The organism is Halopenitus salinus, from assembly GCF_042662125.1.
Taxonomy (GTDB): Archaea; Halobacteriota; Halobacteria; order Halobacteriales; family Haloferacaceae; genus Halopenitus; species Halopenitus salinus.
In genome coordinates, this window is sequence record NZ_JBHSXL010000008.1 from 179,953 (window position 1) to 205,261 (window position 25,309).

Genomic DNA, 25,309 nt, shown 5'->3' on the forward strand with positions numbered 1-25,309 from the left:
GAACGGCACGGCGATCGGGGAGAAAACATCCTCGTCGGGCGTCACTCCCGCCGTTTGACCTCGTGTCGGCCGAATCCGTACCGCAGCCGGTTGGCGAGCCGCCGCGAGAACCGTCCCTCGTTTCGCGAGTCGAACCGCTCGGCGAGCGCGTCGTAGATGAGCGGGACCGGAACCTCCTGTTCGAGGGCCTCCTGAACCGTCCAGGTTCCCGTCGAGCCGCCGGCGACGTGGTCGGCGACGTCTCCGAGGTCCGAGCCCTCCTCGCGGAACGCCTCCTCACACAGCTCGAGGAGCCACGAGCGGACGACCGCGCCGTTGTTCCACGTGCGCGCGATGGACTCCATGTCGAGGTCGAAGCGGCCGTCGTGAAGCAGCTCGAAGCCCTCGCCGTAGGCCTGCATCAGCGCGTACTCGACGCCGTTGTGAACCATCTTGACGTAGTGGCCGGAGCCCGACTCGCCCATCCGATCGTGGCCGTCCGGGCCGGTGGCGACGGCGTCGAGGACGGGCGTCATCGCCTCGTAGGCCCACTCGGGGCCGCCGACCATGAGCGAGAAACCCGCCTCGGCGCTGGCGGGGCCGCCGGAGGTGCCACAGTCGAGGTAGGCGGCGTCGGTCGCTCCGGCCCGGCGCATCGACGCCTCGAAGTGTGAGTTGCCGCCGTCGACGACCACGTCGTCGCCGTCGAGGCGGGGCTCGAGGTCCTCGAGCGTGGCGTCAACGGGGTCGCCGGCCGGCACCATGAGCCAGATCCGCTTTCCGTCCTCGCGTCCCGAATCGAGGCGGTCACACAGGTCGTCGACGGAGTCGGCCGGCTCCGCGCCGGCCTCCGCGGCCGCGGCGGTCGCCTCCGCCGAGAGGTCGAAGGCGACCACGTCGTGGCCCGCATCGAGGCAGCGATCGACGACGATCCGTCCCATCCGGCCCAAGCCGATGACGCCAAGGTGCATACGCGTCGAATCACGAGGACGGGCCCTATTGGTTGCGATCGGCGACGAGAGGGGATTCGGCGACGAAAAACGAGCGGGGGCCGTCGGCGACGAGAACGATCGGCGACGAGAGGGGGTATCGCCGGAGAGTCGGGACGGACCGGCCGTCTAGACGTCCCGACGCTGGTACCGGTTGCGAAGCAGGATCGCGGTGGCGTTGAGAAGCAGCATCATCGCGAGCAGCACGACGACGCCGGCGGCGACCACGCCGTAGCGGAACTCGGGTTGGGGCCGCGCACGCCAGTTGTAGATCTGCATCGGCATCGCGCTGACGCTGTCGAAGAGCGTCGTGGGGACGCTGAAGACGCTCGTGGCGGCGCCGATCATGATGAGCGGCGCGGTCTCGCCGATCGCGCGCCCGAGCGCGAGGATCGTCCCGGTGAGAATGCCGGGCAGCGCCTGCGGGAGCGTGACGTTCTTGAGCGTCTGCCACTCGCTCGCGCCCATGCCGCGGCTGGCCTGTCTGTAGGAGTCGGGGACCGCCCGCAGCGCCTCCTGGGAGGAGACGATGACGATGGGCAACACGAGCAGTCCGACCGTGAGCCCGCCCACGAGAACGATCCCGCTCTCGAGGCCGATCCCGCGGACGAAGACGGCCAGTCCGAGCAGTCCGTAGACGACCGAGGGAACGCCGGCGAGGTTCGCGATGTTGATCCGGACGAGCCGGGTGACCCGGTTTTCGGGCGCGTACTCCTCCAAGTAGATCGCCGCGCCGATCCCGATGGGGAAGACGGCGAAGATCATCACGGAGAGGATGAGGAGCGAGCCGACGATGGGCGCGAGGAAGCCGGCCTCCGCGGGGGTCCGCGAGGGCAGGCTCGTGAGGAACTGCCAGTCGACCCACGACCCGTGTTCGGGATCGAGGATCGAGAAGGCGTCGACGGCGACGTACGCGAGGAGGATGGCCATCATCGCGATCCCGGAGATCGCCGCGATCAACAGGATCGCCGCGAACGACCGGTCGCGAAGCGACCGGTAGAGCGGCTCCCAGCCGCTCTCGCGGAAGGGGTTGTCGCCGGGCTCGGAGCCGGAGTCGGAGCCGGCAGCGGGCCCGTTCCCGGCGCCTCCCGCATCGACCTCGGCGCTCATCGGTACTCCTCCCGGAGCCGGTCGCGAATGACCTCGGCGCCGATGTTGAGGCTGAAGGTGAACACGAACAGGACGAGCCCGAGCGCGAACATCGAGTAGTAGGCGGGCGTCCCGCCGCCGCCCTCGGCGTGTGCGACGTTCACCATCGCGGCCGTGATCGTCTCGCTCGACTGCATCAGGTTCTGATCGATCTCGAGGATGCTCAACATCCGCGGCGTCTGGCCGGCCGCGACGGTGACGGCCATGGTCTCGCCGATCGCCCGCGAGAGCGCGAGCACGAACGACGAGAAGATTCCGGAGACGGCCGCGGGGACGACGACGCGAACGGAGGTGTCGAACTTGGTGGATCCGAGCCCGTAGGCGGCCTCTCGGAGGTCGTCGGGGACCGCCGACAGGGCGTCCTCGGAGATCGACGAAACCATCGGGATGATCATCACGCCGACGACGATCGACGCCGAGAGCGCGTTGAACGTGCTCACGGGCAGCCCGATCCGCTCGAGGAAGGGCGTGATGTAGACGAGTGCGAAGTAGCCGTAGACGATGGTCGGGATCCCCGCGAGGATCTCGAGTGCGGGTTTGAGCACCGAGCGCACGCGCTCGCTTGCGAACTCCGAGAGGTAAAGCGCCGCGGCGAGTCCGGTCGGCAGCGCGATGATCGCGGAGACCACGGTGATGAGGATCGTCCCGCTGAGAAGCGGGAGGACGCCGAACTTGTACTCGCCGCCGCCGGTCAACTGCGTCGGCTTCCACTCGGTGCCGGTCAGGAAGTCGACGACGGGAACCTGCGCGAAGAAGGTCGTCGCGTCCTTGAACAGCGTGAGGATGATGCCGAGGGTGATCAACACGGTGGCGACCGCACACACGAGGAAGACCCCCTTGACGGCCCGTCCGATCCGCCGCTCGCGGTCGGAGCGTTCGCCGATCGCGGGACTGGTCGTCATCGGATCACTCGCTTACCGCGTCGTCGATCTTCGCGAGGTTGTTCTCGATCTCGTCGTCGTTCATCGGGACGTAGCCGATGTCGTCGGCGACGATCGACTGGTCGCCGGTCAGTTCGATGGCGAACCGCATGAACGGCTCGAGTGCCGGGTTCTCCGTAAGCTTGTTGCCGTTGACGTACCAGAAGATCGGCCGCGAGAGCGGGTACTCGCCGGTCGAGGCGGCCTCCAAGCTCGGTGCCGTACAGCCGTTTCCGCCGTCGACGTCGAGCGCCTTCACCTGATCCTGATTGTTCGTGTAGTAGGAGAAGGGGAGGTACCCGTGGGCGTACTCGCTCCCCTCGACGCCGGAGGCGATGATGTCGTCCTGTTCGGTCCCCTCGAAGTCGTCGCGGATCCGGCGGAACTTCCCGATGACCTCCTCGGTCCAGTAGTCGAAGGTCCCGCTCGTGGTGGCGGGCCCGTACAGCTCGAAGGGTTCGTCGGGCCAGTCCGAATTGACGTCCGACCACAGCTCGTTTTCGGCCTCGGGGTCCCAGATCTGTCCGAGCTCGTCGATCGTCATGCAGTCGACCCAGTCGGCCTCGTTGTTGACGATGGCCGTCAAGGCGTCGCCGGCACACTGGATCTCGATCGGCTCGAAGCCGTTCTCGCGACACCGCTCGACCTCCTCCTCGAGGATGGGCCGCGAGGCGCCGTTGATGTCGCTGTCGCCGGGGATGAAGAACTGCTCGAAGCCGCCGGTCGATCCGTCCGAGGAGACGGAGATGTTCACGTCGTCGGTCTCGCGCTGGTACTCCTCGGCGACGGCCTCCGAAAGCGGGAACACGGTACTGCTGCCCGTGATCCGGATCTCGCGATCCTCGCCGCCGCCCAGACAACCGGCGAGGCCGAACGTCGCAGCCGCCCCTGCGGTGGTGAGGAATCGTCGACGCGTTCCGGTCGAAACGCGATCGCCGCGGTTGGACACGTCCATCACTCCCATCAACTCGAGTGAAAGGGATGAACGCTACTATTAGCGGTATCTATTCGATATAGAGGTATATAGAGATATATAGTCGCGAAGAGTGTGTGCAGAATCGGCCTACTCGTAGTCCTCGTAGGTCGGCCGGCCCGCCTCTGGCGGGAACTCGTCGACGGGCGCCGTCGTCTGGTCGCCGCTTTCCATGTCCTTGATCGTGACCTCGTCGTTCGCGAGGTCCTGTTCTCCGACGATCACGGTCGTCTCCGCGTTGATCGAGTCGGCGTAACCGAGCTGGCCGCCGAAGCCGCGGTCGGCGACGTCCGCCTCGACGACGTGGCCGAGATCGCGGAGCTCGCGTGCGATCCGCGCGGCCTCAGCGCGCGTGTCGCCGACGGTGAGCACGTAGTAGTCCGTCGACAGCTCCTCCGCGGGCCAGACGCCGGCACGTTGACAAAGCAGCTTGAGCGTCGCGTGTCCGGGAGCGACCCCCACGGCCGGGGTGGGCTGGCCGCCGAAGCTCTCGATCAGGTCGTCGTAGCGTCCGCCGCCGAAGACGGAGCGGGACACCTCGCCGGTCGAGTCGAAACACTCGAAGACGACGCCGGTGTAGTAATCGAGCCCGCGCGCGGTCGTCAACGAGACCTCACAGAACTCGCCCGCGCCGAAGTCGTCGGCGGCCGCGAGGACGTTCCGCAGGTTCTCGACGGCGGCCTCGACGTCCGCGCCGCCCGCCTCGGCCACCGCGTCGAGGTCCTCGACCGCGTCGACGCCAGCGATGAGGTCGTCGAAGTCCCGAGCGGTCCCGCGCTCCAGGCCGGCCTCCGAGAGGAGGGTGAGGTACTCCGCCTCGTCGATCTTCGCGCGCTTGTCGACCGCGCGGATGGCGGCGGCGGCGTCCACCGCGTCGGGGTCGGCCGCGAGCGCGCGGACCAGCCCGCCGAGGATGTCACGGTGGGAGACGCGGAACTCGAAGTCGTCGCCGGTGAGGCCGAGCCCGGTGAGCGCGTCCGCCGCGACCGCGAGCACCTCCGCGTCGGCCTCGGGCTCCGCGGACCCGAAGACGTCGATGTTCGTCTGGTAGAACTCGCGGAACCGGCCCTGTTGGACCTGCTCGTACCGCCAGAACGGGCGCGTCGAGAACCACTTGATCGGCTTCGAGAGCTCCTGGCCGCGCGCGACCACCATGCGCGCGACCGTCGGGGTGAGCTCCGGGGTCATCGCGACCTCGCGGTCGCCCTTGTCGACGAACGAGTAGAGCTCCTCGACGATCTCCTCGCCGGATTTGTCCGTGTACATCCGGGTGCGCTCGAGCGCGGGCGTGGCCACCTCGCGGAAGCCGTAGCTGCGGGCGGCGGCCTCCACCGTGTCCGTCACCTCGCGGCGGGCGGACTGCTCGCCCGGGTAGAAGTCGCGAAACCCCTTCAGTCGGTCGTACATACGCCGCGGTTCGGCGAGCGAGCGCTTGAAAGCATCCCTTCGCGGACGGGAACGAACGCCGGGAGGGAGCCGAGCGGGGAGAACGGGTCGACCGCGGGTCGAAACCCGATCGGGGCCTCGATCGATGGGTCCGCGATCCGCTTTGGCCGATGGGTCGGCGATCGGTCCTCAGTCGGTCCGACCGCGGACGTACGTCTGTTCGTGGTCGGGGAAGACCTCGGCGACGGCGTCGACGTCGTGGGTCTCCGCGAGGAGCGCGCGCAGTTCGTCCTCGTAGTCGGACTTCTCGATCTGCTCGCTGGGGCCGGACTCGACGTCGAAGGTCACCTCCGTCAGCCGGTCGACCGCGTTGCGCCCGAACCCCGAAAGGGGCGCGAGGTAATCGACGTCGTGGCGGTCCTCGAGGCTCTGTGCCTGCGCGCGCGAGACGGTCGGGACGCGATCGTCGCGTCTGGTTCCGTCCGCGACGGCGTCGACGTCGAGCTCGGCGATGGTCTCGAGGGCGTGTTCGTGGACGTGCTGGATGCCGTTTCTGGGGTAGCCGTCCTCGTACATCCGGTCGACGGCCTCGCGAGCGGCGGACTCCTCGAGTTCGATCCGCTCGAACGGGAACCCGAGCTCGGCGGCCGCGCGCTCGGCGTGTCGCCAGTCGTCGGTGATCCCGAAGGTGCCGGTCACACAGCGGACGTCGTAAAACCGGTCGAGGAGCACCGCCGAAAGCGAGGAGTCCTTGCCGCCGCTGTACAGGAGGGCCAGCTCCATCCCTCGAGTCACCGATGGCGGATGTCGAAGCTCTTCTGGTCGGGCTGGAGCTCACGGAGGAGCTCCTTCATCTGGTCCTCGTCGATCCGTCCCTGGACGCGACCGCTCTGGGCGAGCGCCGCGACCTGCTTTTTCACCCGCGCGGCGAAGTCGGGTTTCGACATCTCGACGGCGTTGAGCCGCTGGCGGGCCCCGTCGGTGAGGTGCTGTTTGAGGACGGCCTCCTGTTGTGCCTCCGCGCGCTCGCGGGCGGCGTCCTGGGCCTCCTGGTCGGCGCCGCCCTGCTGGGCCTGGTCCTGCAGTTCCTGCATCTTCTGTTCGCGCAGTTCCTCGAGCCGTTCGTCGTCGGGTGCGTCGCTCATACGGATCCCTTTCGGCTACTCGTGAAAAACCATTTCGGAGGCGCGAACCGATCGCGGGGCTGATCGGGCCCGCGATCGGAAACGGTCATCCCGAAAAGAGGGCGAAACGGTCACCCCGAAAAGAGGCTGGAGTGAACCGGCGCGTGCGTGCGCCCGGACCCGTCGGCCACGGGGTCGTCCGCCTCCGCGACGTCGACGACCGACTTGCCGTCGAGGCCCGCCTCGAGGAAGTCGTGAACCGGCGGGCCGACGCTCTCCGGCTCGACGAGGAAGGCGTCGTGTCCGTGATCGGAGTCGACGACGTGGTGGGCGACGGGGACCTCGGCCTCGCGGAACGCGTCGGAGAGGTCGGCCGCCTGGTCGACGGTGAAGTGCCAGTCCTCCGAAAAGGACATCACGAGCGCCTCGCCCGTGAACGCCGCGAGCGCGTCCGCGTCGGTCGCGTAGCCGGCCGCGAGGTCGTACTCGTCCATCGCGCGGGTGAGATAGAGGTAGCTGTTCGCGTCGAAACGGTCCGCGAAGGACGCGGCGTTGTAATCGAGGTAGGACTCGACCTCCCGGTACGGGAAGAACGTCGCCGCGGGGTTCTCCGCGACGTCGAGCCCCTCGCCGCGCGTCAACGAGTCGCGGCCGGCCGACCGTCGGCCGAACTTCCGGTCCATGGAGGACTTCGAGAGGTACATGATGTGGCCGATCTGCCGGGCGATCCCGAGTCCGGTCTCGGGTTTCGGTCGGTCGCCGTAGTAGTCGCCGCCGTTCCAGTTCGGGTCCGACCGAATCGCCCGCCGGGCGATCGCCTCGAGGGCGAGACACTGCGGATCGAGCCTGGCCGCGGTCGCAATGGCGATCAGCTGGTCGGCGTCGTCGGGATACCGCTTGCCCCAGTCGAGGACGTTCATCCCGCCGACGCTGCCGCCGACGACGGCGTGGAGCCGGCCGACGCCCAGGTGGTCGAGCAGCCGACGCTGGGCGCGCGTCCAGTCGCCGACCTGGACGGGCGGAAACTCCAGGGCCCACCGGTCGTGGTCGACCTCGTGGTCGGGTTCGACGCCGTCCGGACGGGGGCTCGCGGGGCCCGAACTGCCGTAACACGAGCCCGGGACGTTCGCGCAGACGACGTAGTACTCCGTCGTGTCGATCGCCTTGCCCGGCCCGACGACGTCGTCCCACCACGCGCGGGCCTGGCCGGCCTGGGCGGGCGTGTCGGGGGCGTCGCCGGCATCGCCGGTGTCGCCGGTCTCGTCGACGTCGTCCGCGCCGTTGGCGTCCGCGTCGTCCCCGGTTGCGTCGCTTCCCGCCTCCTCGGGCGTGCGAGCGACGTTCTGGCTGCCGGTCAGGGCGTGACACGCGAGCACCGCGTTGTCGCCGGTGAACTCGCCGTAGGTCTCGTAGGCGATCCGCAACTCCGGGATCGAGCGGCCGCACTCGAAGGTGAACTCCCCGAGCGTCGCGACGCCGTGGTCGTGTGGGATCCTGCTCATCGGTCTCGGTCCTCCGTGGGCGAGGCTGGTCCGCCCCGCGTCCCCGAATCGGCGGCTCGCTCGCCGGCCGCGAGCCCGCGATCGAGGTCGGCGGCGACGTCCGCGGGGTCCTCGAGGCCGACGGAGAGCCGGAGCATGTCCGGGCTGACGCCGGCGTTTCGCTGTTCGGTCCGGTCCATCTGTGCGTGTGTGGTCGAGGCGGGGTGGATGATTAACGATTTCGCGTCGCCGACGTTCGCGAGGAAGCTCGTCAGCTCGACGGACTCACAGAGCGTCTTCGCGGCCTCGAAGCCGCCCTCGACGCCGAAGGTGACCATGCCGCCGTATCCATCGAGGTAGCGGTCCGCGTTCGCGTGGGTCTCGTGGTCCGCGAAGCCGGGGTAGCTCACCCACGCCACCCGGTCGTCCTCCCGGAGGAACTCGGCGATCGCCCGGGCGTTCCCGCAGTGGCGCTCCATGCGGATCGGGAGCGTCTCGAGGCCCTGTAGCGTCTGCCAGGCGTCGAAGGGCGACTGCTGGCCGCCGGTGGTCCGGAGGCTCCGCTGGCGGACGACGTTCGCGAGGGGGGCGTCGCCGAACCGCTCGGAGAAGTCGATCCCGTAGGCGGGGTTCTCGCCCGACAGCTCCGGGTAGTCCGCGTCGGGGTGGTCCCACGGGAAGGTCCCGCCGTCGACGACGACGCCGCCGACGGTCGTGCCGTTGCCCGTCATCCACTTCGTCGTGGACTCCCAGACGACGTCGACGCCGTGTTCGAACGGCCGGCAAAGCGCCGGGGTCGCGAAGGTGTTGTCGACGACGAGCGGGACGGCGTTCTCGTGGGCGACGTCCGCGAGTCGTTCGAGATCCGGCGTGGCGAGCGAGGGGTTCGAGATCGTCTCGACGTGCACGAAGGCGGTGTCCTCGTCGATCGCCTCGGCGTAGCGATCGTACGCGAGGGTCTCGACCGTGCGCGCCTCGATCCCGCGGCGGTCGGCGATCGTCGAGAGATACGTCGAGGTCCCGCCGTACATCTCCGCGCTCGCGACGACGTTGTCGCCCGCGGACGCCAGAACCGTGACGATCGCGTCGAAGGCGCCCATCCCCGACCCGGTCGCGACCGCGCCCGTCCCGCCCTCCAGGTCGGCGATCCGATCCTCGAGGGCCGAGGCGGTCGGGTTCGAGATCCGCGAGTAGACGTCGCCGTCCGCCCGAAGCGCGTACCGCTTTGCGGTCGCGTCCGCGTCCTCGAAGGCGTACGACGTGGTCTGGTAGATGGGAACCGAGCGCGCCCCGGTCGCCGGGTCCGGTTCGACGCCGGCGTGGAGACTCCGGGTCCTGAACCCTCTGGTCATGTACTACACGCATATATCTCAATACTCCTATAACTGTCAGTTACGGCAAGCCCTGCCGGACGTCGATCGCGAGTCCACACGGAAGGAACGCGACCACGCCGCCTATTGAGAGAGGCTCTCCGGAGCGGTGGGTCGTCCGGTGAAACGTGGGACGGCCGATAGAACTATGTAGATAACATCACATCTCCGACAGAAGGGAGCACGAACGCGATCGTGGGTGATAGCGGTTGAGTCGTCGGGTCTGCGTCTCCTGAGAGCCGCCGTCTCCGGAACGTCGCCGGACGCGACGTCCCGCTGAACTGCGGTTCGGGAGGGAGGGGAGCCAAACACATGGCAACACCGGAACCAAGCGAGGAGGCGGTTGAGGCGTTACAACAGCTCGGGTTACGCGAGTACGAGTCGGAGTGCTTCGTCGGCCTGACGCACCTGTCGACGGCGACGGCAAAGGAGATAAGCGAGGTCACGGACGTGCCACGGACGCGAGTCTACGACGCGGTCCGCGTGCTGGAGGCGCGCGGGCTCATCGCGGTCCAGCACTCGAGTCCGAAGCGGTTTCGTCCCGTGCGGATCGAGGAGGCCGTCCGGACGTTTCGCGAGCGGTACGAGCGGAACCTCGACCGGCTGGCGAACGCCCTCGAGGCGATCTCGAACGCCGGCGACGAAACCGACGTCGAGGATCGGAAAGTGTGGACGGTCTCGGGACGGGAGGCGATCGACGACCGGATCCGGCGGCTCGTGGACGACGCCTCGGACGAGGTCGTGGTGGGGCTGGGGCGTCGGACGGTCCTCACGGAGGGATGTCTCGAAGCGCTCGAACGCGTCGCCGAGGGAGTGACGTTGATCGTCGCGGCCGCGACCGAGACCGTCCGGTCCCGGATCGAGGAGGCGCTTCCGCGGGCGGAGACCGTCGTGTCCGAACACGAGTGGCTGTGCGAGGTGGACGATGAAGGGCGATCGATCGGCCGGCTGCTGTTGGTCGACCGGTCCGCGGCTCTCCTCACCACGATCCATCCGGAGTCCGACGAGGAGCACGCGATCGTCGGTTCGGGGGGCGAGAACGGGCTGGTCGTCGTCGCCCGCCGTCTGCTCGCACGCGAGAATCGATCGGTGAGGGACACCGGGACGTCGACGACGGACTCCGAGGTCCCGGCGAGCGAATCGGACGGAACGAGCACCGAACCAGGAGGAACGAACGACAAACCGGAGGGAACGGGCACCGAACGGGAACAGTAGGGCGACCATAACTAACCACCGAGGAGCCGACGGGCCGGTATGAAGGCGTCGAGCGAAACGGGGGTCATCTCCCAGCTGAGAGGAGTCATCGCCCAGTTGAGGCGGCCGGAGTATACCGGCGAGAACCGCTGTCTGCCCTGTACGATCCTGAACGTCGCGATCGCGATCGTCCTCTCGATCGGGGCCGGATACGTCGCGATGTCGTTCGATCTGTCGCCGTTCGGGATCGCAGCGGCGACGTTGATCATCGCGGTCGCCGCGATCTACCTCCGCGGCTACCTGATCCCCGGGACGCCCACGCTCACGAAGCGCTACTTTCCCGACCGGGTTCTGGCGTGGTTCGAAAAGGGGGGACAAGGGGCGGAGGGGCTCGGCTGGGACGGGGAGAGCCCCGAGGCGTTGTTGATCGAGATCGGGATCGTCGTCGACGACCCCTCGGAGGAGGACCTGGTTCTCGATCGCGACTTCGAGCGCGCGTGGACCCGATCGATCCACGACCACTGGAACGACGAGGCGACGATCAAACGAAGCCTCGGGACGTTCGTCGACGCGGATCCCGACGTCATCGAGTTCGAGGCACACTCACGGTCGTTCCTCGCGTGGGCCGACGACGCCCACCTGGCGTCGTGGCCGTCGCGTGCCGCCTGCGTCGCGGACGCGGCCGCGGCGACGGAGCTGCCGCGATGGGATCCCGACTGGGAGCGGCGCCCGCTCTCGCTTCGCGCGGAGATCCTCGGCGCGCTCCGGCTGTTCCTCGAGCGGTGTCCGGCCTGTGACGGCGAGGTCGTGTTGTCACAGGACGTCGTGGAGTCCTGCTGTCGCAGCCGCGACGTGGTGACCGCGACGTGTCGATCGTGTGATTCGCGACTGTTCGAACTCGACGTCGATCCCGCCGAGCTACCCGATCAGTAGCGGCCGGGAGGCCGTCGACGGATTCCGAACGGAGTGGCCTGTTTCTCGATGTACGCTCAAGGGAGTTCGAAAGAGGGAGGTGCGAGCCTCTTTCGACTCACGTTCAACCCCTGAATCGCGTTCAAATCAGGATCATCCGAACCCGCTTTCAAAACAGGATCCCCGGAATCCGCCGTCAGATCTGGGTCCGCTCGTCGGTGAGCGCGAAGGCGATCGCCGAGAGGGCGAACACGGAGGCCAGGAGCACGGTCGAGACGTGTCCGTGCGCGGAGAAGTAGGGAAGGAATCCGAGAGCCGACGTCGCCGCGAACGCCACGGAGACGGTCGCAAGCGCCATCCAGTACTCACACCACGACAGGTGGCCCTCGGGAACCGTCTCGAGGTAGACGGTACAGTCGGACGCCGTATCGGCCAGCTCGACGACTCCCGACCGCTTCTCGTAGTCGACGATGCCGTTCTCGTCGAGGGTCGGAAGGTGGATCTGATACAGCGAGGTGTAGACCCGTTTCCGCTGTTTGTAGGTCACCTCCGCCTGGGAGACGTCGTTCTCCTCGGCCGCGATCACCTCCGAGAGGTCCCGGATCGTCATCCGGCGGTCCTCCGCCCGGCTGAGGTGCTCGATGACGCGGCGACGGCGCTGGTTCGACAGCATGCCGAAGACCGTGTCCTTCGAGAGATCACGGTCGGGCTCCCCGTCGTCGCCGTCAGCACCCGCCTCCGCGGTGACGTCGAGGTCGCCGGAGTCCACCGCCTGTGCGCGCTCCGTCGCGAACCCGAGAGACGCGATCATCGTACCACCTCCCCGAGCGGGCCGATCGGGCACATCCCGACGGGAGCGCTCGAGGGGTCCACGGGTGCCGTGACGTCCGCCCGACCGGCGGACGCCGTCGGAACTCCGGGGGACGCAAACCGGACGAGAATCGCGGCGGCTGCCGTGCGATCGGGAGCGTCCAGCCGGGTGCGTGGGAGTCGGTGGTCGGATCGAAAGTCGGGGGTGGTGGGTTGGAACATTGGCCTGTTCGGAGCGAAAGCGTTCGTGGATCCGTTCGATGCGTCGGTCCGGGACGAGTACGCCGAGACGGGGCTGGAACCGGCCCCCGATCGGCGCCGCCATCGACGCCGACGATGGCGAGGTCCTACAACTGGCCTCGAACGAGTCGTCGTGGTATGTATGTTCCACATTTTCATTCGATTCCGAAATCGTGATGAATCGAGTGACAACGATCGACATGGTTGGTGAAGCCCGTCGGAGGACACGTCGGCAGGCGGCGACCGGGCGGCGTGGATCCCCGCGTGTCGGTGGTTCGCGCGTCGGCGGTGAGTGGCCGTGGGGCGCATCGGTCACCGCCACCCCCGTTCGAGCCCGCGCAGGGAACGGATCACGTACCAGCGGTGGGTCCAAAACTGGGCGGCGATGGCGACCGCGAAGACGGCGAGCGAGAGGCTCGACCACAAGAGCGGGTCGACGAGCGCGATCACGGGGGCCTCGAGCAGCGCGGCCACGACGAGGAAAAGCGAGAGGACGCCGAGCGTCCGATACAGCTCCCCCCAGGTGATGCCGTAGGGCGTGATCAGCTCCATGTAGGTGTCCACGTCGCGTGCGCGCTCGCGGAGGCGAATCACGTGTGTGTCCGGGTCGTACTCGACGACGCCGAGATCGTCGAGCATCGGGAGGTGCGTCTGGCGAAGCGAGCTGCGGACGCTGTCATAGGCCGCCTTCGGCGGGGGCGACTGGCCGGTCTCCTCGGCGGCGATCTCCGTCGCGAGCGTGCCGAGGGTGATCGTTCCGTTCGAGGTGGTCAGATGGCGAACCGTCTCGCGACGCCGCGCGTTCGCGAGGACGGTATAGACGTCCGATTCCGGGAGGTCGGTGGTTCGAAACATGGGCATGTGGACATCACCTTCGTCGTCATGGATCGTCGAGAGGCGGTATCGACTCGCAGTTAGGCCGGATCAACCGTCAGGATGGGGACCCTACCGGTCGCGAACGCGGCGTGGGAACGGCCGTAGGGCCGGACTACGGTCGCCGAACGGTCTGTTTGAGACGTGTTGACGAGGAGAATGGATCGTTCAAAACCGCCGATCGTGAGCGAACGAGCCGTTGAAACACCCGAATTCACGCACCATCCTCCCGAAGCGGTCGTTCGGACGTGACGTGTCGACTCGTAACTACGTGGGATCCGCTCACAGGGAACGACAACTGAACGGTCGGGCCGTCGAGGCCACGAGATCCGTTCAGGAGACCACACCATGAGCGATCACACGGACAACAGACACGGACTCTCCCGACGTCGCGTCCTCGGCGGCCTCGGCGCGATCGGCGTCGCCTCGGCCGGCGCGGGAATCGGCACGACCGCCTACTTCAGCGACGAGGAGAGTTTCGAGGAGAACAGCCTCACCGCGGGCGAGCTCGATCTGAAGCTCGACTACAAGGCGACATACTCGGGCGGCCCCGGCCGCTTGGAGGAGATCAACGGCTGGTACAGCGAGGACGGACCCGGCGAGCCCTTCGAGGTCGAGGAGGTCGAGGACGAGGAGGGGACCTATCTGATCGGCGAGGTCCCCGACGTCGACGACGGAGACCTCTGGGAGGACGAGGTCCAGAACACGGATCTCTGTGCTCCGGAACTCGGACTCATCAACGGCGACGAGATCCCGGTGTTCACCCTCGAGGACGTGAAGCCGGGAGACTCCGGCGAGGTCACCGTCAGCCTCCACATCTGTGACAACCCCGCGTGGATGTACATGAACGGCGCGCTGACGGCCAACGACGAGAACACCGTCACGGAGCCCGAGGCCGCCTCTGACGACGAGAACAACGATCTCTCGGACAGCGAGATCGACGGCGATGGCGAGCTCGCCGACGCCATCCAGACGAAGCTGTGGTACGACGAGAACTGTAACAACGTCCACGACGCCGGCGACGGTACGGGGTCGGAGGAAGTGTGCGTCCAACTCGTGATCGACACGTCCGGATCGATGGGCGGGACCCGGATCGAAAACGCGAAGGACGGAGCTCAACAGCTCGCACAGACCATTCTCGATGCCAACTCCGACAACCAGGTCGGCGTATCGGAGTTCGACAACAACGGGAGCGTCGTACAGACACTCACCGATGTGTACGACGACCAGCCCGGCGATCCTGCCGCAGGGAACGGTGTCGGGCCCGCGATCGAGAACCTGAGCGCCAGCGGCGGTACCAACGCACAAGCCGGCGTGGACGCCGCACAGGGTGATCTCGAGAACTGTCCCGAGGGCGTGCGCCGGATCATGGTCGTCTTCGGCGACGGCGACATCAACACCGACGGACAGGCGGCGAAGGACGCCGGAACGGAGATCTTCGCGATCGGCGTCGGCGGGGCAAGCGAGGACGAACTCGATGACCTCGCCAGCGATCCGGACGAGGACCACGTCTTCATCGGCGCGGATGACGCTGCCATCGGGCAGCTCTTCTCGCAGGTCGGAGAGACGATCACCGGCGGCGAGACGGTCATCCTCGAGGACTCGCTCGCCAACACGATGGAGGCCCTCGAGGAGGGGATCGCCCTCGACGGCGACCGCTCCACGGAGGAGGACGACCCGTTCGTCGGCGGAATGACCCACTGTCTCGGCTTCGAGTGGGAGCTGCCTGATGACGTCGGCAACGAGGTCCAAACCGACTCGGTCGGCTTCGATCTCGGCTTCTACGCGCTCCAGAGCCGGCACAACGACGAGCCGCCGGAGAACCCGTTCGACGGCAACTTCACCGACGACAACGGGCTCCCGTCGGGCGCGAACAGCACCAACGGCAGCGGCACCGCCGACTGAACGAGAACCTCCCACAGTGGTACGGGGGTTCTCCCCCGTGATACGGCGGTTCGACTCCGCCGGTGGGATTCCCCCACGAGGGGACGAAGATCATGAGCAAGCAAGATAAACTCGGGCTGTCGCGTCGACGGGTACTCGCGAGCATGGGCGCGATCGGCGTCGCCTCCGCGGGTGCCGGACTCGGCACCACAGCCTATTTCAGCGACGAGGAATCGTTCACCGGAAACACGCTTACCGCCGGCGAACTCGACCTCAAGGTCGACTGGCAGCAAACCTACAACGGACCGATCCCCGGCAGCGACGGGGAAGTGGGCGAACACGCCGTGAACGCCTACCCCGACACCGCGATGGACGACCAGAGCTACGGCGACGGCCTCCAAGACCTCGACGGCGTCCACTACTCCGGCGCCGGCGACGTGGAACCCGTCTTCAACGCGGCGGAGATCCCCGCCTGCTGTGACTGCGAGGACGACGAGTACTACCTCACCTACGGTGGCGAGTCCTACTGCATCGAGCCGGTGACCTCTGCGGACAGCATCGAGGACTTCTACGACTACGTCGAAGCCGGCGGAAGCGTCCAGTACTCCTCCCAGAACGACGACATTCAACGGGAGGACACGAGCGTGATGTTCCTCCACGAGGACGATGCGGGGGATCTCAGTCTCGTGTTCGTACACGACGCGTACACGAACGAGGACGGCGGCGGCGCCGCGTCGGTGACGATCGAAGGCGCCCCGAGCAGCTCGGGATGGTTGGTCGGAAGCGGCGACTGGCAGGTCAAAGACGACATCGAGGGTAACGAGAGCCAGGGATTCGAGCAGTACGAGGAGTGGGAGGTCGACTGGGCCTGGGGAACGGACCGAACGGACGGCGGCGCGATCGGCCACCTCGAGGACGACTTCGCGCTCCGGATCTCGGCCGCGTTCAACCAGGCGGCTGACCGGAATCCGTTAGGGTCGGGACAGATCGAGGAACTCGTCGTTCTGAGCGGCGGATCCGGGTTCGGTAGCTCGGACGAGATCGTCGTAGAGGAGGTCACCCAAGCTGGGGACAACGTCGATCAGATCACCATCCACAGCTCGTGTGGGATCGACAGCGGCGTCGAGCTGGACGTCCCGGCCGTCTTCCAAAGCGAGAACTACCCCGACCAGGAGCACCTCGTCGAGTTCGCCGACGTCAAACCGGGCGACAGCGGCGAGATCACCTTCTCACTCCACCTCTGTGACAACCCCGGCTACGTCTGGATGACCGCCGCCAACTTCTCACAGAATGGCGGCACCCTCACCGAACCTGAACGGGAAACCCTACTCGACGGAGAGTACGGCAACGATGGCGAGGTCGACCTCGAGGCGGGTCGCCTCGCCGACCACGTCGACGTCACCGTCTGGTACGACGACGATTGCGACAACGTCTACGACGATCCCGAAGAGGTCGAGCAAGCCGAGGAGGGCGAGGAAGCGATCTTCGAGGGAACGCTCCAGGAGCTGATGGAGAACACCTTCGAACTCGAGGACGACGAGGACGATGGCATGATCCCCCTCGGCGTCGATGACGGTGATCAGGAGTGTTACCCGGCCCGCGCGGGCTTCTGTATCGGCTTCGAGTGGGAGGTCTCGACCGAGGTCGGCAACGAGATCCAGGGCGACGAGGCGCACTTCGACCTCGGCTTCTACACCGAGCAGTGCCGCCACAACGACGACCCCGGAAACGCGACTGCGGAGAACGACTCGACGGAGAACGGCACCGAACAGACAGCCTGATCGAGAGGCATCGCACCCGAACTTCCGTTCCGATCGCTCGGGACGGTTCCCGCGGATACGGCCGACGTGGCCGGGATCCGAGGCCGGTTCGACTCCGGCCGCGGGGCTCCCCGTAAGGGGGATGTGCAAGCATGAGCAAGCAAGATAAACTCGGGCTGTCGCGTCGACGGGTACTCGCGAGCATGGGCGCGATCGGCGTCGCCTCCGCGGGTGCCGGCCTCGGCACGACCGCCTATTTCAGCGACGAGGAATCGTTCACCGGAAACACGCTCACCGCCGGCGAACTCGACCTCAAGGTCGACTGGCAACAGACCTACAACGGGCCGATCCCCGGCAGCGACGGTGAAGTCGGCGACCACGCCGTGAACGCCTACCCCGACACCGCGATGGACGACCAGAGCTACGGCGACGGTCTCCAAGACCTCGACGGCGTCCACTACTCCGGCGCCGGCGAGACGGAGCCGGTGTTCGACGCCGCCGAGATTCCCGCGTGTTGTGACTGCGAGGACGACGAGTACTACGTCACCTACGGCGACGAGTCCTACTGCATCGAACCGCTGAGTGGAGAGGAGAGCGTGGAGGATTTCTACGACTACAGCAACTTCGCCGCTCAAAACGGCGATATTACGAGGGCGGATACGAGCGTAATCTTCCTCTACGAGAACACGGCAAACGGCGAGCTGAGCCTCGTCGTCGTTAACGACGATCAGGAGGCGAACGGCGGCGGAGTAGCCTCCTACACTCTCGAGGGCGCCCCGAACGGATCCGGTTTCACCGGGACCGGAGATTGGCAGGAACAGGACGACGGGCCGGACCCCTACTCCGAGTGGACGGCCGACTGGGCGTGGCAGGAGGGGTACACCGACGGCGGCGCGCTCGGCCCACTCAACGACGAGTTCGCCATCCGACTTTCAGCGGCATTCAACGGTGCCGCAGCCGAGCAGAGCCGGAGGGAGGACGACGGCATCGTAGAGGAAGTCATGATCCTCAGCGGAGGAAGCGGCCAGGACTCCGACGAGATCGTTCTCGAGAGCGGTCTCGACGAGAGCGAGAACAACGAGGTAGGCCCCGTCACCATCCACAGTTCCTGTGGAATCGACAGCGGTTCCGAACTCGACGTGCCGGCCGTCTTCCAGAGCGAGAACTACCCCGACCAGGAGCACCTCGTCGAGTTCACCGACGTCAAACCGGGCGACAGCGGCGAGATCACCTTCTCGCTCCATCTGTGTGACAACCCCGGCTACGTCTGGATGACCGCCGCCAACTTCTCACAGAACGGCGGCACCCTCACCGAACCCGAGATCGACGCGATACTCGACCAAGCCGGCAATGACGGCCCGACGACGGTCGACGAGGTCGAGGACTCCGGCCATCTCGCCGAGAAGGTCGAGGTCACGGTCTGGTACGACGAGGACTGTAACAACGTCTACGACGAGGATGAGGTAAACGAGCAAGACGAAGTCGTCGAAGAGGGCGAGGAAGCAATCTTCGAGGGGACGCTCCAGGAGCTGATGGAGAACACCTTCGAACTCGAGAACGACGAGGACGAGGGCATGGTCCAGCTCGGCGCGGACTGCTACCCCGCCCGCGCGGGCTTCTGCATCGGTTTCGAGTGGGAGGTCCCGACCTCGGTTGGAAACATCATCCAGGGCGACGAGGCGCACTTCGACCTCGGCTTCTACACCGAGCAGTGCCGCCACAACGACGACCCCGGAAACTCGACCGCGGAGAACGGCACGCCAACTCCCACGCCGACCGGGACTCCGACCCCCGAGTAAAATCCGATCGAGCGGCATCGCACCCGAACTTCCGTTCCGGACGCCCGGAACGGTTCCCGCGGATACGGCCGACGTGGTCGGGATCCGAGGCCGGTTCGACTCCGGCCGCGGGATTCCCCAACGGGGACATCATGAGCAACAACGACGATCGACCCGGACTCTCGCGACGGACGGTACTCGCCGGACTCGGCGCCATGGGCGTCGCCTCGGCCGGCGCCGGGTTCGGGACCACCGCCTACCTGAACGACGAGGAGCGGTTCACGGGGAACACGCTCGTCGCCGGAACGCTCGACCTCAAGCTCGACTGGTCGGAACACTACTTCGACGGCAGCGCGGGCACGGAGTACGGGACGTATCTCGGCGAGGACGAGGACCTCGGCCAGCGGCGAGGATTCCCCAGCTCGGAGCCGGTCTTCGCGGTCCCACAGGGGGACGTCGACGACTTCATGAACGCGACCGCGCTCGAGGCATACCCGGACGACACCGACGACGGGATACAGAGCCCGCCGGAGGGGTGGGACGACCCGGAGTCCGACGCGTACGTCTGCGCGCTCGGCGCCGACGTCCCCGCGGACATGGACCCGCGCGAGGACGGCGACGGGACCGGCCTGCGAACCGAGAACGACGACACCTGGAACGAGGAGGAGGGAACCTACGAGCCCCTCGTCTCGCTTTCGGACGTCAAGCCGTGCGACTTCGGCGAGATCACGTTGAGCTATCACCTGTGTGACAACCCCGGATACGTCTGGCTGACCGGGGAGCTCACGGAGAACGCCCAGAACGGCTACAGCGAACCCGAGCGCGAGCGGCTCGCGGAGCTGTACGACGAGCTTCCCGAGGAGGGCCAACTGGCCGAACACCTGTTCGTTCGGCTGTGGTACGACGACGGCGACAACCTCGTGGAGAACGGCGAGACGGAGATCGTCACGGGTCCGCTGGGATCGGTGCTGGAGCTGCTCGGCGAGGGACGTGGCCTGCCGCTTTCCCCGAGCGGGGGTGCGGAGAACGGCGGAGACACGCCGGTCGGACCGGTCACGCCGGTCGTGCCGGTCGGCGACGACGGCGTCACGCTGACCGAGGACGACTGCCACGTGGAGCCGGGGAACCCGACCTGTGGTGACCACGGACTGCTCCGGGCGATCAAGATCGAGTCCGAGGACCTGCCGAGCGCGGTCGGCGAGTCGCAGACGTACCAGACCGCCGTCGGGACCGTGACGATCACGGTCACGGAGATATCGGGCGGCCAGGATTCCGACGTCCGGGCGTTCGACGTCGAACTCGACGGCTTCGAGGCGAACACGATCATCGTCAAGGGCGGCCCGAACGCGAACATCTGCCGGCGCACGGAGAACGGCGAGGTCCTGACCGCGAGCGCGGGCGAGGGGCTCGGCGCGCCGTTCCGGACCGGCGACCAGCGATACGGCGTGAGTCACGTCAGCATCTGTTACGAGGGCGAGACGCCGGGTCCGGATCCAGATCCCGACCCGGACCCGGATCCCGATCCGAAGTGCTTCGAACCCTCGACGACCCACTACGTGGGCCTCGAGTGGTGGCTCCCGTGTGCGGTCGGCAACGAGGTCCAGACCGACTCGGTCGGCTTCGATCTCGGCTTCTACACCGAGCAGTGCCGCCACAACGACTCGCCAGGGGTCGAGAACGGGAGCGAAGCTGACGACGGCGAGAACGGGAACGAAACCGAGGTGAACGGGAGCGAAACCGAAGGGAGCACGGAGGAGATCGACGGAGGATCCCAGTCGTGATCCGGACTCGCCGGTCGGTTCATGGGCGACAGGATCCGGACGTTTCGGACGGTATGGTGTGCATACCGCCGGAATCGCGACCGGTAGGGGACGCATGCATATGTCTCGAGCGCCCGATCGAATTACTCGAACGGGAACGGCCGCTGCCCGAGGCGACGAGCGGGGGAACGATGGCCGTTCCGACGGGGGATGAACGAAGGACATGACGAACGAAGACCGATCGACGCTGACACGACGACGACTCCTCGCCGGCGCGAGTAGCATCGGCGTCGTCGGATTGACCGCGGGGAGGCGACTCGCGCCGAGCCGGCCCTCCGCGGGTCCGGTCGATCGGTACACGCGGTACACCTACGCGGCGACGCCCGATTCCACCCCCGAGGACGGACCGCAGATCCGCGTCGGCTGGAACAGCACCTACAACGGGGAGCCGACGGACGACGGGTCCAACGGCGACGACGACCCGGAGGAGGGAGAAGACTCGAACGAAACCAACGGCGGCGGAGGCGGCGGAACCGGAACGCCCACCGGACCGAGCGTCGAGAGCGAGGCCTCCGGCGTTCCCGGACCGCTGATCGACGCCTCGAACGTGCTCCCGGGGGACTCCGGAGCGGTCGGGATCGGGCTGGCCATCGAGGAGATGGACGCCCGCGTGCGGCTGTTCGTGACGGACGGAAGCGGCGAGGGGCCGGTCTCCGGAGCCCTCGCCGAGGTGATCGAGGTGGCGCTGTGGTACGACACCGGAATCCTCGGGATCGGCGGCTGTCAGGGCGCGGAGTCGGTTCCCGAGAACCCGGCGATCGAGACGACGCTTCGCGATCTCGGCGACCAGTACGGTCCGGACGGCGACGGGCTCCCCATCACGAGCGGGCTCAAGGGCTGTCTCGAGGAGGGCGACCGCCTCTGTCTGGGGTTCGCCTGGCGGATCGACGAGTCGGTCACCAACGCCTACCAGGGAACCGCGGCGGAGTTCGGGCTCGCGTTCCGGGCCGAACAGTGCGGAGGTGAGCTATGAGCCGAGATCCGCCCGGCGTAAGCCGCCGACAGGTACTTGCCGGCGTGACCGGAATGGGCGCCTTCGGGCTGGCCGGGGGCGCGACGAGCGCCGCCTACCTCTCGGATCGCGAGACCGTCTCGAGCGCCCAGCGCGCCGGCGCGGTCGGACTCGAGGTGGAGTGTGACTCCACGTCCTGTGAGACGCTCGGCGGGAAGACGACGTTCGCCTTCGGGGATCTCGACCCGGGCGACAGCCGGACGGAACGGTTCGGGCTGTCGATCGACGAAAACCCGATCCGGGTCTGGCTTCGGACCGCCTGTCCGCCCGCCATCGACCCGCTCGGCGAGGCCCTCGAGGTTCGGCTGGCCATCGAGGAGACCTGCGGCGACGAGGACACCCGACGGGCCCTCAACTCGAGCGGGACCTGGACGTCGCTTTCGGAGCTTCGCGGGGATCTCGCGGGCGGCGTTCGGGTCGACGATCCGAACGATCCGTGTCTCTCCGCGGCGGACGATCCGTGTCTGGTGTTCGACTACCGGCTCCCGAGCGACGCCGCGTGGGCGGGCAACGCAACGAGCGACCTCGAGTTCGAACTGGTGGCCGAACAGTGTCGCCACGTTCCGGAATCGGAGGCGACGTCGGAGGCGTTCGACGCCGCTACGTGCCCCGATTTCGAGTGTGAGGAGTGCAGCGAACTCGGCACGGTGAAGCTCGACGACACGCTCGTGCCGGGTGCGAGCTACGAGCTCGACGGCGACGACGAACACGAGATCGAGGTCCTCCAGGTCACGAACGCCGTCGACGGCGACGGGACCAGCGAGACCGTCTGTGTCGCGTTCCGTCTGTTGAAGGACGGCGACGAGTCGACGGCGCCGCCGATCTGCGAGGTGGAGCTGGAGTCGGAGGACCAGAGCGTCACTCACGATGTCGATCCGCTCACCCGGACGCGCGGGCGCATCTGTACGCCGAGCGACGAGGGCGACGACACGTCCCGTCCGGGGATCGACTCGATCACCGTCTTCACGTGCGGAGAGGGCGGAAACGGCGACTGCGCCCCCTGTGAGAACGAGGGTGACGAGCGCGTCGCCAGCGCGACCTTCGAGTACGAGGGCCCGGGGACCGTGACCGTCGTGATCGACCAGCAAGAGGACGGCAACGGAAAGCCGCAGCAGTCGGGCGGGGGTGGACCCCAGCAGTCGAACGGGGGCGGCCCGCCGGACGGACAGATGACTGAGGTCGAGGACGTCGAATCGGGCGACAAGTTCACCGTCCCACTCAACGGGGATCATCAGCCGAACTTCGACCTCTCGGTGGTCGACTCGAACGACGACGAGTGGACGCTCGGAACGATCCACACGAGCTGTTCGAAGCCGTTCGGCCCGGGAAAGACGGTCACGGACGATACCCGGACGCTGACCGTGGTCGCCGCGACCAACAAGAACGGCGACGCCATCTGTGAGGTGAGCGAGCGATGAACCGCTCCACGGTGGTTCGCGGGCTCGGCCTGCTGGTGCTGCTCGCGGTCGTGATCCCGTTCGTGATCTACGCGGTCCCGGGCGTGATCGGCGCCGAGCACAGCTTCGTGGTGCTCACCGGGAGCATGGCCCCGGCGATCCAGCCGGGCGACGTCGTGATCGTCGACGAGACCGATCCGGGGGCCGTCGGAACCGGGGACGTGATCACCTTCGTTCGCGAGGGCTCGGAGACGCCGGTGACCCACCGCGTCGTCGGCGTCCAGGGCGAGGGCGCCGACCGGCAGTTCGAGACGAAGGGCGACGCCAACGAGGACGTGGACGCGAGCACGGTGCCGGCGGGGAACGTCCTCGGGACGGTGCTCGTCACTATCCCGTACATCGGCTACGTCATCCAGGCGGTCAACTCGCGGGAGGGGTTCCTGCTTCTCGTTGCGATCCCGATCGGACTGCTGATCGTGACGGAACTCTGGTCGCTTCTGGCGGCGAGTCGCGGCGCCTCGCAGGGCGGTTCGGACGCAGAGGCGGACGGGTCGGCCACGACGGGAGCGTCGACCGCCGCCGCGACCGATTCGGACGCCACCGCGGTCGATTCGGACGCGGCCACCGCGACCGGCGCGGCAGCCGGAGGCGATCGGAATCTGGAGGCGACCACAGCCGTCGAGGAGCCGGACGAGGACGTCGTCCTCACCGAGAACGACCTCCAGCTCTCGACCGGCGTGTTGGTCCTCGTCACGCCCTACTGCGTCTACATCGCGTGGGAGCTGCAGACGTCGCTTTCGATCGCCGTCGCGTTCGCGGCCGTGCTCTCGACGCTCGCGATCGGCGGCGCGATGGTCTCGATGCGGTTGAGCGGCGGTGAGAGCGACGAGGACGACGGGACCGACGTCGATCCGGAGGCGGATTCGGACGGATCCAACGAAACTGACGAGGCACGCGGAGCGGATGGGACGCCGGAAATCGTCGACTCCGGGACCGGCGGAACGGACGGAGCGGGAAGCCTCACGGATGGCGGCGATCCCGCCGGTTCCGACCCCGATCCCGAGTCCGCCGCGTCGATCGATGGAGCGACCCAATCGACGGAAGCGAAAGCGGAGGATCGCGTCGAGATCCCGGTGGAAAACGGCGCCCGGGTCGACGAGTCGGCGATGGGCGCCGCTCGAGACACGACGGGGCGAAACGGGGAGGATCAGAAATGACAACCGAAAGATACGGTCGATTGGCGGTCGGGATCGTCTGTCTGTGCGTCACGCTCGCCGCCTTCGGCGGCGGCGCGGCGACGGTGGCGCTGCTCGGCGATTCGGCGGCGGTGAGCGGCACGATCGAGACCGGAGAGATACCGGACGGGTACACGACGGACGTCGTGGAGCGGAACTACGGCAACGCGGATGCCGAGGTGGAGATCGCGACGCTGAACGAGACCGAAGAGGACGGTGAGGAGGGCGACGAGCAGAAAAAGCCGAACGCGAAGCGAGGCGGGAACGGTGGCGGAAACGGGAACGGCGGCCAACCCATCGGTCTGCTGGGCGGCGTGAACGAGGAAAAATCCCCCGACGACGAGGAAGCTCAGGAGGGCGAGGACGGAGAACTGGGAGAAGACGACGTGCAGGAAGACGACGTGCAGAAAGACGGTGCGGAGGGCGGCGAGCAGGGCGACGAGGCCGGGGAAGTTCCCGACGAGGAGGACGGTGGAGACGACGAGGAGAACGGTGGAGATGGCGAAGCGAAGGAGAACGACGACGCGGAATCGGACGAGAAGGACGAGCAGATGGACGAAGACGAGGATCCGGACGACGAGCAACCGGCGAACCCGGACGAAGGCGATGACAACGATGGCGACGACGAGAACGCCAACGGCGATGAGAACGACGAGAAGGAAACGGACGGCGGCGACGAGGATACCGACGCCGACGCCGACGCCGACGAGAACGATGGCGATACGGACACGGACGCGGACGACGAACAGGATGGCGGAGCCGAAGGCGACACGGATGGTGACGACGACGGATCGTCCGGCGACGGAGACGATGGATCGAACGGCGGCGAAGACGAATCGTCCGGCGACGGGGACGGCGGATCTGACGGCGGATCCGGTACTGGCGGCCAGAATACCGGCGGCAGTTCCGGAGGCGATGGCGAGTCCGGCGACGACGGCAGCGGCAGCGAGGATGCGGACTCCGACACGGAGTGATTGAGGCGGGGCCACTCCAGAGCGAGCGTTTATCCCGGATGGAGCGACT

Annotated in this window: 21 protein-coding genes; 10 read left to right on the plus strand and 11 right to left on the minus strand. The window is 67.3% G+C overall.

Annotation, left to right across the window (positions count from 1 at the left end; genetic code table 11):
* Window positions 1-41 precede the first annotated feature (41 nt).
* The 9 genes from ACFQE9_RS09150 to ACFQE9_RS09190 all read right to left on the minus strand — a co-directional run bounded on the left by ACFQE9_RS09150 (window position 42) and on the right by ACFQE9_RS09190 (window position 9,353).
* The gene (locus ACFQE9_RS09150) at window positions 42-950 is read right to left on the minus strand and encodes an NADP-dependent phosphogluconate dehydrogenase (protein ID WP_379743588.1); all 909 of its coding nucleotides are present in this window, start codon (window positions 948-950) and stop codon (window positions 42-44) included.
* Between the two features lie 147 nt (window positions 951-1,097).
* Entirely contained in the window at window positions 1,098-2,078 is a 981-nt protein-coding gene (pstA, locus tag ACFQE9_RS09155; protein WP_379743591.1) for a phosphate ABC transporter permease PstA, read from the minus strand.
* Window positions 2,075-3,019 (minus strand): phosphate ABC transporter permease subunit PstC, encoded by a 945-nt coding sequence (gene pstC / locus ACFQE9_RS09160; protein ID WP_379743594.1) that lies wholly within the window; start codon window positions 3,017-3,019, stop codon window positions 2,075-2,077. Before pstC ends, pstA begins: the two co-directional genes overlap by 4 nt.
* Window positions 3,020-3,023: 4 nt before the next feature.
* A complete protein-coding gene (locus ACFQE9_RS09165) occupies window positions 3,024-3,992 on the minus strand; it encodes a PstS family phosphate ABC transporter substrate-binding protein (protein WP_379743597.1) in 969 nt (322 codons plus the stop codon).
* A 108-nt stretch (window positions 3,993-4,100) separates the two neighbouring features.
* Window positions 4,101-5,417 carry a histidine--tRNA ligase gene (gene hisS / locus ACFQE9_RS09170; RefSeq protein ID WP_379743600.1) on the minus strand — a complete coding sequence of 439 codons (1,317 nt, stop codon included), beginning with the start codon at window positions 5,415-5,417 and terminating at the stop codon, window positions 4,101-4,103.
* Between the two features lie 168 nt (window positions 5,418-5,585).
* A complete protein-coding gene (locus ACFQE9_RS09175; RefSeq protein ID WP_379743603.1) occupies window positions 5,586-6,179 on the minus strand; it encodes a DUF7411 family protein in 594 nt (197 codons plus the stop codon).
* An 8-nt stretch (window positions 6,180-6,187) separates the two neighbouring features.
* Window positions 6,188-6,541, minus strand: a complete 354-nt coding sequence (locus tag ACFQE9_RS09180; RefSeq protein WP_379743606.1) for a DNA-binding protein — start codon at window positions 6,539-6,541, stop codon at window positions 6,188-6,190.
* A gap of 110 nt (window positions 6,542-6,651) precedes the next feature.
* Window positions 6,652-8,022 carry a homoserine O-acetyltransferase MetX gene (gene metX, locus ACFQE9_RS09185; protein ID WP_379743609.1) on the minus strand — a complete coding sequence of 457 codons (1,371 nt, stop codon included), beginning with the start codon at window positions 8,020-8,022 and terminating at the stop codon, window positions 6,652-6,654.
* Window positions 8,019-9,353, minus strand: coding sequence for an O-acetylhomoserine aminocarboxypropyltransferase/cysteine synthase family protein (locus tag ACFQE9_RS09190; protein ID WP_379743612.1), 1,335 nt, complete (start codon window positions 9,351-9,353; stop codon window positions 8,019-8,021). Before ACFQE9_RS09190 ends, metX begins: the two co-directional genes overlap by 4 nt.
* Before the next feature lie 330 nt (window positions 9,354-9,683).
* On the opposite strand from ACFQE9_RS09190, the gene ACFQE9_RS09195 reads away from it, so the two are divergent.
* Together ACFQE9_RS09195 and ACFQE9_RS09200 are read left to right on the plus strand one after the other, a co-directional pair.
* The gene (locus ACFQE9_RS09195) at window positions 9,684-10,586 is read left to right on the plus strand and encodes a TrmB family transcriptional regulator (protein ID WP_379743615.1); all 903 of its coding nucleotides are present in this window, start codon (window positions 9,684-9,686) and stop codon (window positions 10,584-10,586) included.
* A gap of 39 nt (window positions 10,587-10,625) precedes the next feature.
* Complete coding sequence (locus ACFQE9_RS09200) at window positions 10,626-11,498, plus strand: DUF8054 domain-containing protein (RefSeq protein ID WP_379743618.1); 873 nt, start codon at window positions 10,626-10,628, stop codon at window positions 11,496-11,498.
* 175 nt (window positions 11,499-11,673) lie between these two features.
* Here the strand turns inward: ACFQE9_RS09200 and ACFQE9_RS09205 are convergent, their stop codons facing one another.
* A complete protein-coding gene (locus ACFQE9_RS09205; protein WP_379743621.1) occupies window positions 11,674-12,288 on the minus strand; it encodes a DUF7344 domain-containing protein in 615 nt (204 codons plus the stop codon).
* A 551-nt stretch (window positions 12,289-12,839) separates the two neighbouring features.
* On the minus strand, window positions 12,840-13,388 hold the full coding sequence (locus tag ACFQE9_RS09210) for a DUF7344 domain-containing protein (RefSeq protein ID WP_379743624.1): 549 nt from the start codon (window positions 13,386-13,388) through the stop codon (window positions 12,840-12,842).
* 360 nt (window positions 13,389-13,748) lie between these two features.
* Here ACFQE9_RS09210 and ACFQE9_RS09215 point away from each other — a divergent pair, with 360 nt between their 5' ends.
* From ACFQE9_RS09215 to ACFQE9_RS09250, 8 genes are all read left to right on the plus strand, one after another.
* On the plus strand, window positions 13,749-15,305 hold the full coding sequence (locus tag ACFQE9_RS09215; protein ID WP_379743627.1) for a vWA domain-containing protein: 1,557 nt from the start codon (window positions 13,749-13,751) through the stop codon (window positions 15,303-15,305).
* Window positions 15,306-15,397: 92 nt separating this feature from the next.
* Window positions 15,398-17,065 carry a SipW-dependent-type signal peptide-containing protein gene (locus ACFQE9_RS09220; RefSeq protein ID WP_379743630.1) on the plus strand — a complete coding sequence of 556 codons (1,668 nt, stop codon included), beginning with the start codon at window positions 15,398-15,400 and terminating at the stop codon, window positions 17,063-17,065.
* Between the two features lie 131 nt (window positions 17,066-17,196).
* Window positions 17,197-18,843, plus strand: coding sequence for a SipW-dependent-type signal peptide-containing protein (locus ACFQE9_RS09225; RefSeq protein ID WP_379743633.1), 1,647 nt, complete (start codon window positions 17,197-17,199; stop codon window positions 18,841-18,843).
* Between the two features lie 131 nt (window positions 18,844-18,974).
* The gene (locus tag ACFQE9_RS09230) at window positions 18,975-20,603 is read left to right on the plus strand and encodes a hypothetical protein (RefSeq protein WP_379743636.1); all 1,629 of its coding nucleotides are present in this window, start codon (window positions 18,975-18,977) and stop codon (window positions 20,601-20,603) included.
* Window positions 20,604-20,805: 202 nt separating this feature from the next.
* Window positions 20,806-21,615, plus strand: a complete 810-nt coding sequence (locus tag ACFQE9_RS09235; RefSeq protein ID WP_379743639.1) for a hypothetical protein — start codon at window positions 20,806-20,808, stop codon at window positions 21,613-21,615.
* Window positions 21,612-23,072, plus strand: coding sequence for a hypothetical protein (locus ACFQE9_RS09240; RefSeq protein WP_379743642.1), 1,461 nt, complete (start codon window positions 21,612-21,614; stop codon window positions 23,070-23,072). The genes ACFQE9_RS09235 and ACFQE9_RS09240 overlap by 4 nt, the downstream gene beginning before the upstream one ends.
* Window positions 23,069-24,268 (plus strand): signal peptidase I, encoded by a 1,200-nt coding sequence (locus tag ACFQE9_RS09245; protein WP_379743645.1) that lies wholly within the window; start codon window positions 23,069-23,071, stop codon window positions 24,266-24,268. The genes ACFQE9_RS09240 and ACFQE9_RS09245 overlap by 4 nt, the downstream gene beginning before the upstream one ends.
* Complete coding sequence (locus ACFQE9_RS09250) at window positions 24,265-25,260, plus strand: hypothetical protein (protein ID WP_379743648.1); 996 nt, start codon at window positions 24,265-24,267, stop codon at window positions 25,258-25,260. The genes ACFQE9_RS09245 and ACFQE9_RS09250 overlap by 4 nt, the downstream gene beginning before the upstream one ends.
* Window positions 25,261-25,309 lie beyond the last annotated feature (49 nt).